Source organism: Bacillus sp. AF23 (assembly GCF_020861455.1).
GTDB classification, from domain to species: Bacteria; Bacillota; Bacilli; order Bacillales; family Bacillaceae; genus Bacillus; species Bacillus halotolerans.
Genome location: NZ_JAJHVY010000024.1, coordinates 1 through 14391, shown reverse-complemented (window position 1 = coordinate 14391; position 14391 = coordinate 1). Strand labels below are relative to the sequence as shown.

The 14391-nt window shown below is 38.4% G+C and carries 14 protein-coding genes and 1 pseudogene; 12 read left to right on the top strand and 3 right to left on the bottom strand.

The window, feature by feature from the left end; translation table 11 throughout:
• Positions 1–242: 242 nt before the first annotated feature.
• A complete protein-coding gene (locus tag LNN34_RS13555) occupies positions 243–887 on the bottom strand; it encodes a YczE/YyaS/YitT family protein (RefSeq protein ID WP_193660149.1) in 645 nt (214 codons plus the stop codon).
• Positions 888–1001: 114 nt separating this feature from the next.
• Here LNN34_RS13555 and LNN34_RS13550 point away from each other — a divergent pair, with 114 nt between their 5' ends.
• The 4 genes from LNN34_RS13550 (at position 1002) to LNN34_RS13535 (ending at position 3392) form a co-directional block, all read left to right on the top strand.
• Positions 1002–1454, top strand: coding sequence for a MarR family winged helix-turn-helix transcriptional regulator (locus LNN34_RS13550; protein WP_044161669.1), 453 nt, complete (start codon positions 1002–1004; stop codon positions 1452–1454).
• A gap of 23 nt (positions 1455–1477) precedes the next feature.
• Positions 1478–1996: a GNAT family N-acetyltransferase gene (locus LNN34_RS13545; RefSeq protein ID WP_229043635.1), complete on the top strand. Its 519-nt coding sequence runs from the start codon at positions 1478–1480 to the stop codon at positions 1994–1996.
• A 23-nt stretch (positions 1997–2019) separates the two neighbouring features.
• Positions 2020–2637 carry an FMN-binding negative transcriptional regulator gene (locus LNN34_RS13540; protein ID WP_059334555.1) on the top strand — a complete coding sequence of 206 codons (618 nt, stop codon included), beginning with the start codon at positions 2020–2022 and terminating at the stop codon, positions 2635–2637.
• 338 nt (positions 2638–2975) lie between these two features.
• Positions 2976–3392, top strand: coding sequence for an NUDIX hydrolase (locus LNN34_RS13535; RefSeq protein ID WP_229043634.1), 417 nt, complete (start codon positions 2976–2978; stop codon positions 3390–3392).
• Between the two features lie 90 nt (positions 3393–3482).
• Here LNN34_RS13535 and LNN34_RS13530 read toward each other — a convergent pair whose 3' ends face one another.
• The gene (locus LNN34_RS13530; protein WP_229043633.1) at positions 3483–3683 is read right to left on the bottom strand and encodes an EamA family transporter; all 201 of its coding nucleotides are present in this window, start codon (positions 3681–3683) and stop codon (positions 3483–3485) included.
• Positions 3684–3882: 199 nt separating this feature from the next.
• Here LNN34_RS13530 and LNN34_RS13525 point away from each other — a divergent pair, with 199 nt between their 5' ends.
• The 4 genes and pseudogenes from LNN34_RS13525 to LNN34_RS13515 all read left to right on the top strand — a co-directional run bounded on the left by LNN34_RS13525 (position 3883) and on the right by LNN34_RS13515 (position 7128).
• Entirely contained in the window at positions 3883–4515 is a 633-nt protein-coding gene (locus LNN34_RS13525; protein WP_229043632.1) for a type 1 glutamine amidotransferase family protein, read from the top strand.
• A gap of 363 nt (positions 4516–4878) precedes the next feature.
• Positions 4879–4982: pseudogene (locus LNN34_RS22100) on the top strand (transcriptional regulator); the annotation flags it as partial.
• 198 nt (positions 4983–5180) lie between these two features.
• The gene (locus LNN34_RS13520) at positions 5181–6053 is read left to right on the top strand and encodes a YitT family protein (RefSeq protein WP_044161659.1); all 873 of its coding nucleotides are present in this window, start codon (positions 5181–5183) and stop codon (positions 6051–6053) included.
• 184 nt (positions 6054–6237) lie between these two features.
• Positions 6238–7128, top strand: a complete 891-nt coding sequence (locus LNN34_RS13515) for a Virginiamycin B lyase (protein WP_229043631.1) — start codon at positions 6238–6240, stop codon at positions 7126–7128.
• A gap of 126 nt (positions 7129–7254) precedes the next feature.
• On the opposite strand, the gene LNN34_RS13510 is transcribed toward LNN34_RS13515, so the two are convergent.
• Positions 7255–7713: a GNAT family N-acetyltransferase gene (locus tag LNN34_RS13510; RefSeq protein ID WP_044161656.1), complete on the bottom strand. Its 459-nt coding sequence runs from the start codon at positions 7711–7713 to the stop codon at positions 7255–7257.
• A gap of 563 nt (positions 7714–8276) precedes the next feature.
• On the opposite strand from LNN34_RS13510, the gene LNN34_RS13505 reads away from it, so the two are divergent.
• From LNN34_RS13505 to LNN34_RS13490, 4 genes are all read left to right on the top strand, one after another.
• On the top strand, positions 8277–10229 hold the full coding sequence (locus LNN34_RS13505; RefSeq protein WP_229043630.1) for a BglG family transcription antiterminator: 1953 nt from the start codon (positions 8277–8279) through the stop codon (positions 10227–10229).
• 147 nt (positions 10230–10376) lie between these two features.
• Positions 10377–12317, top strand: coding sequence for a PTS fructose transporter subunit IIABC (locus LNN34_RS13500; protein WP_229043629.1), 1941 nt, complete (start codon positions 10377–10379; stop codon positions 12315–12317).
• 16 nt (positions 12318–12333) lie between these two features.
• Complete coding sequence (manA, locus tag LNN34_RS13495) at positions 12334–13281, top strand: mannose-6-phosphate isomerase, class I (protein ID WP_229043628.1); 948 nt, start codon at positions 12334–12336, stop codon at positions 13279–13281.
• A gap of 509 nt (positions 13282–13790) precedes the next feature.
• Positions 13791–14216: a MaoC family dehydratase gene (locus tag LNN34_RS13490; protein WP_044161648.1), complete on the top strand. Its 426-nt coding sequence runs from the start codon at positions 13791–13793 to the stop codon at positions 14214–14216.
• Positions 14217–14391 lie beyond the last annotated feature (175 nt).

Here is a 14391-nt window from a genome sequence, read left to right as displayed (position 1 = left end):
AAAGACTTAGCTTCAAATACCATCATTGTCCAATCCTTTCAATTAGTTATATCTAAATATTACCATGGAATAGATATGAAAGTTCGAAAAAATTGTTTAAGGAGAGATAACGAATGTTAGCTCAATCGAGTAAATCTCGACAGCTTTTTGAAATGATGGCCACACTGTATACGGATGGATTTCATGAGGAATCACCTAGAAACTGCAAAAATAAAAACCACTTTCTCTTTACATTAAGCAGCCTATATTGAATGTTTTTTATCTTTGTCATCATTTGTTGATGTACTAGAGTGTGTGAATATGCGGTCTAATATTTGTTCTGTAAATGGCATAAAGGCATTAAGGATTATTCCTCCTAAACAAACGGTTAATATAGTCCCGACGCCAATTGGCCCATTTAAAATAATTGCAGCTATCAAGAATACGACATAAATGAATGTTCTCGAAAAAAAGATATTTGTTCTAGTTAAGTCTTTTATGATGAATGTTAATCGGTCAACTGGAATTGGTGCAAAATTTGTGTGCAAATAGGTTGCAGTTCCTAATCCTATAACGACTAAGCCGATTCCAAAACAAATCACTTTGCTGAACCATAGGTCAGGCGTTATCAAATTGTGCAATAAAAAAAGCCACATATCAATCCCAATCCCCGTTATAAATGCTGTTAACATTCCCAAAACTTCCGGTCTTTGTCTATTTAAAATTGAATTACAGCATATCAATATGAACGCTATTATGATTTCCCAGCTTCCCACTGTAAGCCCCACATTTTTAGACAGTCCTACCACAACTGCATCAAAGGGTGAAGTTCCAAGGTCTGATTGGATAGTGAAGGAAATACCAAGAGTTAAAATGAAAATTCCTAATACATAAAAAGTATATTTCACTTTACTCGACCTCTTCTTCGTTATTTTTATTGCAAATACAACAAAGCTACGTTATATTCAATATAGATCATTTTTGTTGTATTTGCAACAAAGATATGCACTAAGGAGGTCATGATGAAGGAAATTCTTCGCGAAATCGGAATGATTGCAAGGGCATTAGATTCGATAAGCAATATAGAATTTAAAGAATATAACCTCACAAAAGGGCAGTATTTGTACCTTGTCCGAATATGTGAAAACCCAGGAATCATTCAAGAAAAGTTAGCTGAAATGATTAAAGTAGACCGAACAACCGCAGCTCGTGCCATAAAAAAACTCGAAATAAACGGTTTTATTGAAAAGATGGATGATGAACATAACAAAAAGATAAAAAAACTCTTTCCAACAGAAAAAGGGAAAGATGTGTTTCCCGTTATAAAAAGAGAAAATGATCATTCTAATAGTGTCGCATTAGCAGGATTTTCTGAAAAAGAAGCAGAAACCATTTTTCACCTTCTTCAAAGAATGAGAAAAAATGTAGAAGTTGACTGGGAATATGTAAAAAAAGGGAACAAGAGAGATTATTAATTTTAAAAGGAGCATATACGAGCATGAGTGTAAAACTAAAAAAATGCAGACATGAAGATTTAAAAATACTCCAAAAAATAAGTATTGAAACATTCAATGATACATTCAAAGACCAGAATTCACCTGAAAATATGAAAGCTTATTTGGAAAGTGCGTTTCATTCTAAACAATTGGAAAAGGAATTATCCACTGTCTCTTCACAATTCTTTTTTGTTTATTTTAATCATGAAGTCGCTGGATATTTAAAGGTCAATACCAATGAGGCTCAGTCTGAAGAAATGGGTGACGAATCACTAGAAATCGAGAGGATTTATATCAAGAACAAATTTCAAAAACATGGCCTTGGTAAATATCTGTTCAATAAAGCTGTGGAAATTGCGCTGGAATCTAATAAAAAGAAAATCTGGCTAGGCGTATGGGAAAAAAATGAAAATGCTATTGCTTTTTATGAGAAAATGGGGTTTGTTCAAACTGGAGCCCACTCTTTTTATATGGGTGATGAAGAACAAATAGACTTTATCATGATCAAAACACTCGTATAACTTTTTATGAAAGGCGGGTTTATATGTATATTCCAAAATACTATAAGGTTACAAATGCTGATGACATTTGGGACTTTGTTCAAAACAACTCATTTGGCACAATTGTCACAACAGCTCAAGGGAAACCAATTGCAACTCATTTGCCATTGCAGTTCATGAAAGAGGGAGATACTTACTATATAACGGGGCATATTGCTTATGGGAATTCTCAATGGAGAACATTTGAAACCTGTGAAGATGTGCTTGTTATGTTTCAGGGACCGCACGCTTATATCTCTTCCTCTTGGTATGAAAAGGAAAACGTCCCAACATGGAACTATCAAGCCGTACATGTATACGGTACAGCCAGCATTTTGAACGAAGAAGAGCTAAAACATGACCTGACAATGCTGCTGCAAAAATACGAAAAGCACCGTAAGAATCCAGTTTTATGGGATAAGCTTTCTCCTCAGCTCTTAGAAAGTCAGCTGAAAGGTATTGTCGGATTTAAGATGAAGGTGGGAGAAATTCAGGCTTCATATAAATTAAGTCAGAACCGAAATGAAAAGGATTATATGAATATCATTGATCAATTACGACATGAAGGAAATCCAAATTCGAAACAAATGGCAGAACTGATGGAAAAGCGATTAAAAGATTAAATATAAGTCTTCCTTACAGCAGCGAGTTTGAATCTCTCCAAAAGTTTAAATAAAGACAAGAGTACGTAAATCAAACGTTGATTTATAAGGGTATTTCAACAGAAAACACAGTTTCTCTTTATTGAGGTCTAGTGAATGAATAACCTGTGAAGGTTCAATTCCTCGGCCGCATCCCAATAATACCGAGGGTTTAACTGCCTTTGGTATTATTTTTTATGCAGAAAATACAGCTATGAGAGAAAGCTGCTCATCAAAACTCACCAGTTATCATTTATAGTAAATATATAGAAAAACAACAATCAACCGAGAATGAATTTTGTTCTATAAAGGAGATTCCCATGGAAGAAGTAAAAGTTGTGTATGCGTTGATTAAAAGTAAATGTAATCAGATATTAATGGTGGATAATCATGAAGGACACTGGTCACTTCCGGGTGGAAGAGTTGAACCTGATGAGACGATAATAGAAGCTGCTATACGTGAGGTGCATGAAGAAACAGGTTTTGAAGTAGAAATAGGGAATTTAATTGCTGTTAACGAAGCGAATTATGTAAAGAGGAATCATCACGCTATCCTTTTTACATTTGAAGCACGAATTGTTGGAGGAACCGAAGCGATTAAAAAGCCAAACGAGATATTGCAAATTGAATGGGTTGACATTGAACAGGCAAATGAACGAATGCCGTATTACTCAGAAGGACTTAATAAAATGCTGACAGGATACGCCCTATATAATAATCAAGGAACAATAGGGTAATAGCAGTAATCGTCAGGCTAGTAGGTCAAGTTGCAAACAAAAGAAACAAAACAGTAGGTAACAAATGCTCCCCACTGTTTTGTACGTTACTTAGCTGATATTTTCTTTAATCGTTTTGGAAAATGTGATTGATTTATTCTCACTAACAAATGTTGAGCCTAAAAGGAGTGCGCCACCTAGCATTTGAACAATGGTCATTTGTTCTTGCAGGATAATGGCAGAAATTAATATAGCTACAAATGGATCGACATAGCTTATCATAGCCATACTCTGACCTTTTAATTTTTGCATTCCCGAGAAAAATAACCAAAATCCAATCCCAGTGTTTACAATCCCTAAAATGATGATTACTTATACGGTAAATCTATTTAAGTTTTTAGCGAATAAGCCTTATTGATGTTCTGTCGGAATTAATGTCATCAAGTACGATAACTTCTGTCAGGGAAGTAATATATAATAGGCTATATCAATTGGATCGGAGTGTGATGGGATGCAAACGAAAAAAGTTTATCTTTATGTATGTAATACAATGTCAGATTGGGAATATGGATATTTAATCGCTGAACTAAACTCAGGAAGATATTTCAAAAAAGATGCAGCACCTTTAAAAGTTGTTACAGTAGGAGTTAATCAAGAAATGATTACTACAATGGGAGGTTTAAGCGTAAAACCAGATATTTCCGTTGGTGAGTGCACTCTTGAGAGGAAAGATCTTCTCATTTTACCTGGAGCGAATACTTGGGGAGAAGATATTCATCAGCCAATCTTGAAAAAAGTTGGCGAAGCTTTAGAGCTGGGCACTATTGTTGCTGCAATTTGCGGTGCAACGGAGGGCCTCGCCAATATGGGATACCTAGATTCCAGAAAGCATACTAGCAATGACTTAGAGTATCTTAAAATGGTCTGTCCTCATTATAAAGGAGAAACGTTTTATGAGGTGGGGCCTGCGGTATCTGGTGAGAATTTGATTACTGCTTCAGGAGTAGCTCCTCTGGAATTTGCGATGGAAGTATTGAAAACATTAGATGTATTTACGCCAGATACATTACATTCATGGTATAACCTCAATAAGACACATCAGCCAGAATACTTCTACGAATTAATGAATTCAATAGAGAGATGAGCGAAATCATTCAACTGAGTTTTATATACTTTCGACGATGACAAACATTTTAACAATACTCAGAAGTGATGTTGTAATGACAACAAGCTTTCATAAAACAAAGCAGTGTTGAGGGCTGAGTATAAGCATAGTAAAGGGAAAAAGCTTAATCTTTTTGGGAGATTAGGCTTTTTTTCTAAAGTCTAATATTGGCTTTCGGTTATACATGTATTCATTCATGACAGTTTGGTATAAAACTTGTTTTCAGCAGATTTTAGGGATTTCTATTTTCTCGAGTTAGTTCGTTTAGGGTTTAGTCCGTATTTGTGAATAGGTAGATGAAAGATTTTCTGAAGGAGCTGACAGATAGAAAGGAGATAATGGATGAAGGAATATTTTACAATTGGAGAAACAGCCCGTCTCAATAACATCTCAATTCAAACATTGCGCTATCATGAAGGATCGGAGTTTTCAAGCCTTCCTTTTCGGCATATACTTTTCTCCCCAAGGGAAGAAATCCGCCGGGTTATGAACATGGAGAAGCAAGTTCTGGAACTTATCAGAGGAATTCATTTATAGGTTACTGTTGGGGAACATATACATACCTTTTGTATATGGTCTTTAGTATAAATAAACCTATTATGGTATATTTAAATTAAGACTAAATATTCGAAATGAGGAATGAGATGAATACAAACAAAAAACATAAGCATTTTAAAATAAAAAGGGTACTGCAAGTCATAATGGTTATTATCGGAGGAATGATAGCGGCGTATGGACTGGAAACCGTATTGATTCCAAACAGTGTATCTGATGGAGGGGTGACAGGCCTTAGTATCGTTGGTTCACAGCTATTTGATTTGCCGCTAGGGGTCCTTATTGCAGCTTTAAATATCCCGTTTGTCTGGTTAGGATATAAGCAAATCGGGAAAGACTTTGCATTATTATCCATTATCGGAATCGTAACACTTGCCGCTGGCACAATGTTTTTCCACCACACTCCAGCCATCATAGAGGGGGATACCCTGTTAATAACCGTTGTTGGCGGGATTATCCTTGGATTGGGAATGGGGTTAGCGTTACGTAACGGCGGCGCACTGGATGGAATTGATATGCTCGCTGTGCTGCTGTCTCGAAAATTGCCATTTGGAACGAGCGATCTCATTTTATTCTTAAACCTTTTTGTGTTTATTTTTGTATCCATTGTATTTGGCTTACAAGGGGCATTACTGTCAGTCATTGCTTACTACATTGCGTCCAAAGTCATACATATCGTTGAGGAAGGCTTAAGTGGTTCTAAAACCTTTCAAATTATTTCAACCCAGCCTGAATTAATGGTAGAGACAATACGTGATCAGTTAGGACGAAGTGCTACCTATAAAGAAGCTTATGGCGGTTTTTCCCACGAGAAATTTAAAGAAATCACATGTGTCATCAACCGCCTTGAAGAAACAAAACTAAAGGAAATTATTAATGAAATTGATAAAAATGCCTTTGTTACCGTATATGATGTAGCTGAAGTGAAGGGCAGTAATTTTAGAAGACATACGAGTCATTAGAGAAAAACAGAACTTCAAACCCAAAAGTGAGATATCTCAGAAATTTTATATTAAATTGTTTTGTTTACACGCCCAGAAAATAAGGTAACCAGCAGTCTGTACTGGAATTCCATTGCCTCCTGTCTCGTATAATGAGAATAGGAGGCTTTTTTGTATAAGGGTATGCTTAAATGGAGGGATTTATTTGAATATTGAGCTGAAAGAAATAGATATGTTACAAGCGGATTCTGGTCCTTATGGGATAGCGGTCTCTCGTGAAGGAAATGTATGGTTTACTCAGCATAAAGCAAATAAAATCAGTTGTCTTCATCAAAATGGAACAATCAAGGAATTTATTGTTCCAACTCCTGATGCACGAGTGCTGTGTTTGACCATATCTTCAATAGGTGATATTTGGTTTACTGAAAATGGGGCTGATAAAATTGGAAGGCTTTCAGAAACGGGCGTATTTACAGAGTACCCGTTACCTCATCCAAATTCAGCGCCATATGGAATTGCTGAAGGTCTTAACGGTGATATTTGGTTTACTGAAATGAATGGAAACCGCATAGGGAGATTGACTGCAGAAGGTGTGATTCATGAATACGAACTGCCGAATAAAGAATCATATCCTTCTTTTATTACGTTGGGGCCCGATGACTCACTTTGGTTCGCTGAAAACCAAAACAATGCGATCGGCAAGATAACCCGATCAGGAGAAATAACGGAATACCCAATCCCAACACCGGGAGCAGCGCCAGTAGGTCTTGCAAGCGGAAACGATGGTGCCCTTTGGTTTACAGAAATAATGGGGAATAAAATAGGAAGGATCACGATGTCCGGCGAAATAACTGAATTTGATATTCCTACACCAAATGCCCGGCCTCATGCTATTGCGGCGGGAGTCGAAGCGGATTTATGGTTCACTGAATGGGGAGCAAATAAAATAGGAAGATTGACAAAAGAGAGAACCTTTGAAGAATATACAATCAAAACCTCTAATGGCGAACCTCACGGAATTGGCTGTGACAAAGAAGGCAGTGTATGGTTCGCATTAGAATGCAATAAGATCGGAAAGCTGCGTTTACTGAAATGAAGAGAAAGTGCTGAAAGAATATAAAAAGCATACCAAGAACATAGTATGCTTTTTCATTTGCGTGAAACGTCATCATGTTACATGAACTGAAGTCTCGTCAATGTAGCCTTTCAACAGCTTAAGTACTTATAGCTCTTTTACCATGACCTTCTCGCCGTTAAAATCGAGCTCACCATTAAATGTAAAGCCGAATTTTTGATACAGGCGCAAAGCATGAATGTTGTTCTCAAAAATGCTTAAATAAATTCTGTTACATGTATATAGCTCAGCAAGGTGATGAATAAGAGCTTCAAGCATTTTGCTGCCTAATCCTTGGCCTTGAAAACGCTCGTCAATGAAAAATCGGTCAAGCCACACTCTGCCGTTTTTATTTTCTTCATCAATCTCAGGAAACCATCCATACATAGCAAAACCGACTAACTTCCCTTCGTAATAAAGTCCAGCAGGTTTATAATACTGACATTCAGTTGCATCCTCTAGACATTGCTTGGTTGATTCTATATATGATATTTGGCTCTTGTGAACATGAAGAGACAGAATAGATTCACGATTCTCTTCAGTTACCGCCTTTATCTCAATACTCATAGTCATTCTCCTTTTTTCTCTTTTTCTGAAAAGGACAGACGATTTTCAGATCAATAACATTGTTACGCTTTCATCCACATCATGTAGTCTTAGGAACAATGAGTTCTGCAGTTAATCCCCTTACTTTACAATTTGCACAAAAACCTTAATTAAATACTTTTCATAGCCTTTAACTGATAGCTCATCTAACATCACTTCTTCGTAGAAAAAACCTTATAATTTTATATCTTTGTCGCGGCAGCTGAGGAGCTGCTCTTTTTTTGTAAACCTGTATGGGAGGTCTTGCAATACACTAGGTGCTCGTTCATAAATTAGTACTTGTTTACTTAATGAAATTCATCCCAATTGAAGCTTGTCCTGAACATTCTTTAATGGTGAGTATCTTCTTTTTCATGATGAACAGGTGAATTTTCTGCGCATAAATCCAATTTTTCCGGAAGTTTCGGTAAAAAACGAAACTTTTAACGCGTTTATTTTACTTTATAATGTGAGCGGTTTCCTATGTAGTATACTTATACTATCGTACATCATTTGAGTGAAACACAGGAAGGATAGAAAAACAGATGAGATACATGAATACTAGACAAAAAGACATTTTGTATCTGTTGTTATCTGAACCTGATGACTATTTAGTCGTGCAAGATTTCGCCGACAGGGTAAAGTGTTCTGAAAAAACGATCAGGAATGATCTGAAAACGATCGAAGGTTATCTGCATGAACATTCTCCTGCTCAGCTCATTCGCAAACCAGGATTAGGTGTCTATTTAAATATAGAAGAACATGAAAGGGCCAGATTAACTCAACAATTGGGTACTGAACGTTTTGGCTCAAAGCACCAGTCCGATGAAGAAAGAATTCTGCAAATCGCTTATCAATTATTAATGAACCCAAAACATGTTTCAGCAAAAGAAATTGCCGCTCAGCATTTTTTGAATAAGTCTTCCATCAAAAGGGATTTACATGAAATTGAAGAGTGGCTAAAGCGATTTGATCTCAAATTGGTGTCAAAGCAGCGGCTCGGTTTAAAGATTGAGGGAAATGAAAGAAATAAAAGAAAAGCCTTAGCCAGAATCTCTGATTTGATTGATAATCCAGAGTTTACAAGTCAGTTTATCAAAAGCAAGTTCTTAACTCATGAAGTGAAATGTGTGTCGAATGAATTCAAAACATTGCAAAAGCACCATTCTATCTATTTCACAGATGAAACGTTCGAGAATTTATTATTGCATACATTGCTGATGATACGCCGGATCAAAATGAAGCAGCCTATCTCGATTTCGCCAACAGAAATGGCAGCAGTAGAAAAGAAGAAAGAATATCAATGGGCAATGACATGTTTAAAACGGCTGGAAGCGGTTTTTGCCATCCGCTTCCCTAAAGAAGAAGCCGTGTATGTAACGCTGCATATACTCGGCGGAAAAGTTCGTTTACGGTCTCGGGAGGAAGGAAAAAAGGTTCTGGAAAATCCCTTGCTTCCCATGGTTGTGCGGCATTTAATCGATCGTGTGTCAGAGCTGAAAATGCTTGATTTTCATAATGATCAGGATTTGATCAACGGATTGAACATCCATCTTAACACAGTGCTAAACCGGCTGAATTACGATCTTTCTGTATCAAATCCAATGCTAAATGACATAAAAAAAATGTACCCCTATCTGTTTCATATGATCATTGACGTTCTGGAAGACATCAATCAAACGTTTGCTCTTTCTATTCCTGAGGAAGAGGCCGCTTATCTGACATTGCATTTTCAAGCTGCTGTCGAACGTTTGCACCACAGCAGCGAGAAGCGTAAAAAGGCAATCATCGTCTGCCACATGGGCATTGGAATGTCACAATTGCTGCGGACAAAAATTGAACGGAAATTTCATGAAATCGCTGTGAAGGCCTGTATTGCAAAAGCTGATTTAGCAGATTACACAAAAAAGAATGGGGACATAGATCTTGTCATTTCCACGGTAGCGCTGGAACATGTGCCGATTCCTCATATTGTTGTATCACCGCTGTTGGAGCCTTCTGATGAGACGAAACTAAGTGCATTTATGGATCAGGTTGACGAATCCCAACGCCAAACACAAAAAACGTTTAAGATGCTGAACAATACGACTCCTTTCTTAGTTTTTTTGCAGCAAGAGTCAGTTCATCGCTATAAGCTGATTGAACAAATGGCAATGGCTTTATACGAGAAAGGCTATGTGGAAAAGGAGTATGCCATTCATGCTGTGATGAGAGAAAAAATGTCGGCGACAAACATTGGGGCTGGCATTGCGATTCCTCATGCAAACTCTAAATTTATTAAACAATCAGCCATTGCGATTGCCACATTAAAAGAGCCGCTTGATTGGGGGGCTGAAAAAGTGTCGCTCGTCTTTATGCTGGCTGTCAAACACGAGGATCAAAACATGACAAAGCAATTGTTCCATGAACTGTCATACCTGAGTGAGCAGCCGGCATTCATTCATAAGCTGACTGAAGAAACAAATGTGATGAGATTTTTATCTTATTTGAATTATTAAAAGCGGGGCTTTGATGCCCTGCTTTTTTTCGTATGGATAAATGCTGGTTTTTCCGGAATTAACGGTAAAAAACAGCGCTTTTACAAGCATGATTTTAATATACAGTTGTTACAGGCCTTATGATTCATACTTTAAAGGAGGACTCGTATGAAACTGTTAGCGATTACATCATGTCCGAATGGAATTGCCCATACATATATGGCGGCTGAAAATCTGCAAAAAGCTGCCGACAGATTAGGCGTCCAAATGAAAGTCGAGACCCAAGGCGGAATCGGAGTGGAAAATGAGCTGACCGGAGAGGAGATTCGTGAAGCAGACGCGATCATTATCGCGGCAGACCGCTCGGTAAACAAAGACCGGTTTGTAGGAAAAAAACTGTTGTCTGTCGGGGTTCAGGATGGTATCCGCAAGCCGGAAGAATTAATTCAAAAAGCACTTAGCGGCGATGTGCCGGTCTATAGTTCAGCTTCAAATTCGGAAGCCGGCAATCAACAGGAGAAAAAACAAAATCCGATTTATCGTCATTTAATGAACGGTGTTTCTTTTATGGTTCCATTTATCGTCGTCGGCGGGTTATTGATAGCGGTTGCATTGACGCTTGGAGGTGAGAAAACACCGAAAGGCTTAGTCATTCCGGATGAATCTTTTTGGAAAACGATTGAACAGATCGGAAGTGCCTCATTCTCATTCATGATCCCGATTTTGGCCGGATATATCGCGTACAGCATCGCTGATAAGCCCGGGCTTGTACCAGGAATGATCGGCGGATATATTGCAGCGACGGGAAGCTTTTACGGCAGTGCAAGCGGCGCCGGTTTTCTCGGCGGCATCATCGCCGGATTTTTGGCGGGGTATGCTGCCCTTTGGATCAAAAAATTAAAGGTTCCAAAAGCGATTCAGCCGATTATGCCGATTATTATTATTCCAGTGTTCGCTTCACTAATTGTAGGTTTGGCGTTTGTGTTTTTGATCGGTGCACCTGTAGCGCAAATTTTCGAATCTTTAACGGTATGGCTGGCGGGTATGAAAGGTTCGAGCTCCATCCTGCTGGCATTGATTTTAGGCGCAATGATTTCATTTGATATGGGAGGCCCCGTAAACAAGGTGGCATTCCTGTTTGGATCGGCCATGATCGGAGAAGGAAACTATGAAATTATGGGACCGATTGCCGTCGCCATTTGTATACCGCCGATTGGCCTTGGGATTGCAACGTTTTTTGGAAAAAGAAAATTTCAGGAGTCGGAGAGAGAAATGGGAAAAGCATCATTTACCATGGGTCTCTTCGGCATCACTGAAGGAGCCATTCCATTCGCGGCACAAGATCCGCTTCGCGTCATTCCGGGGATTATGGCAGGTTCTATGATTGGTTCTGTGATCGCTATGATCGGCAATGTCGGAGACAGAGTAGCGCACGGCGGGCCTATAGTGGCAGTACTAGGCGCCGTTGATCATGTATTGATGTTTTTTATTGCAGTGATTGCCGGATCTCTTACCACCGCTCTTTTAGTTAATGTACTAAAAAAAGATATTCCGGTTTCTTCACCCGCCGGGCTGAATGAAGCTGCAGCATCGAATGACGTTCCGCAACAAAACAATGAAGCGGAAAGCAGACAGATGGAGAAGACGGATATTAACAAGCTGACAGACATTATGAGTATAGATCTTATTGAACCAACATTATCAGGCGAAACCAGAGATGACATTATTGATGAAATGATTCAAAAATTGTCCCGCACAGGTATGCTGCATTCAGAGAGCGGTTTTAAACAAGCGATCATGAATCGCGAACAAGAGGGGACAACGGCGATTGGCATGAATATCGCGATCCCGCACGGGAAGTCTGATGCCGTCAAGAAGCCTAGTGTAGTGTTTGGAATCAAACGATCAGGCATTGACTGGAACAGTCTTGATGGATCAGAAGCAAAGTTAATCTTTATGATCGCTGTACCGAAAGATAGCGGAGGGAACCAGCATCTGAAACTGCTGCAAATGCTATCTCGAAAACTGATGGATGACAGCTATAGGGAAAGGCTGCTCTCTGTCCAGACAAAAGACGAAGCATACAAACTCCTGGATGAAATCATATGAAGCGGGGGAATTTTTCATGATGACTGAACCGTTATTTTTCAAGCCTGTTTTCAAAGAAAAGATTTGGGGCGGCACCGCTTTGGCTGCTTTCGGCTATGACATCCCATCAGAACGAACGGCCGAATGCTGGGCTTTTGCAGCACATCAAAATGGACAAAGTATTGTACAAAACGGGTTATACAAGGGGCTTACGCTCAGTGAATTATGGGATCATCATCGGCATTTATTCGGACATCTGAAGGGGGACCGCTTCCCTCTTCTCACGAAAATTTTGGATGCCAATCAAGACTTATCCGTTCAGGTGCATCCGAAAGATGAGTATGCAAAAACGCGTGAAAAAGGAGAGCTCGGAAAAACAGAATGCTGGTATATCATAGACTGCCAAGAAGATGCAGAAATCGTTTATGGCCACAACGCAAACACAAAGGAAGAACTGATCTCGATGATAGAAGATGGAAAATGGGACAAGCTCCTGCGCCGCGTAAAGGTAAAACCGGGGGATTTCTTCTATGTGCCAAGCGGCACCGTTCATGCGATTGGGACAGGCATTCTCATTTTAGAGACGCAGCAGAATTCCGATACAACCTACAGATTATATGATTATGGCCGGAAAGATACAGAAGGCAATTTGCGCGAGCTCCATTTGGAAAAAAGCATAGAAGTGATAGACGTACCATTTGCGCCAGAGCAGCAAACGGTTCAATATAAACAAACAGATGATTTGCACATAGCCGTATTGATGGAGTGCCCTTATTTTTCAGTGGAAAAGTGGGAGTTAACAGGATTGGCAAGTTTAAAACAGCAAAAATCATTCCTTCTTGTCAGCGTCATCGAAGGAGAAGGCCGGATAATCTCCGGCGAGCGTACATATGACTTTAAAAAAGGAGATCATATGTTGCTGCCTTACGGGTTTGGGGAATTCAAACTCGCGGGGGATGCGGAGTGTATCGTATCTAATCTGTAAAATAAAACTTTATGACCAGTTTCACGTTTTAAGTCGATATAGAGAAACCAAAGTGATCTCATTTTGGCTTTTCAATATAAAAAGATACCAGCTGGTATCTTTTTTCATATTCACTCACTATGACACCCCTTCGATGGTTTCTTTTAATCTTATCTGCAATTGGGAGTATGTGTCCAGCAGATTAACTGCAGACAACAATCACTTTGCTAAAGACAACCTATAAAAGCTGCTTCAATTTTATATGGATAAAAAGAGAAGAAAACGAAATGTGTTTCTGAATGATTTGTTTGTAAAAAACAAGTTATCCTATTAAAAACCAGTTTTTTTATTTTATGTGCAAAATCATCTTTGGGCTGTCACGTTCGCTATTTCAAATGGTTCTTTCCCACACTGAACATTTGATCTGACAAGTTTTATAGGTAAGAATGTAAAGGATGATCTACATGAAATATGATAAAGTATTTTTTATGTGATAGTTGATGAAGAATATTTTAATAAGAGGTGTATTTATGAAGTTGGATGAATTTGCGATTGGACAAGTATTTCATACAAAGTCTTTTAGGGTAACAAAAGAAAATGTAATGAGGTTTGCGGAAGAATTTGACCCTCAATATATGCATGTAGACGAGGAAAAAGCGAATAAAGGCAGATTTAATGGAATCATCGCTTCTGGCATACAAACGTTAGCCATTTCTTTTAAGCTCTGGATTGAAGAGGGGTTCTATGGCGACGATATTATTGCTGGAACAGAGATGAATCATATTAAATTCATAAAACCCGTGTATCCAGACGATGAATTGCATTCAGTTGTTGAGGTGGTAGATAAGAAACCAAAGAAAAGTGGAACGGGAATACTTACTGTATTGATATTTACTTATAATCATAAAGAAGAAAAAGTATTCGAAGGTGAGTTATCAGTATTGATTAAGCAATAAATAATGTAATAGTAAAGGTTTTTGATCACCAATTGATCAAACGATGAGAGTATAATTAAGATATGCTTTTTTTGGACTTACAATGTTAAGAGCTCATCTTAGAAAAAAACATACCAAATACGGGGACTGACCCCATAAGATGAGACAAATAAAAAACACCTTCAAGTTTGAAAAC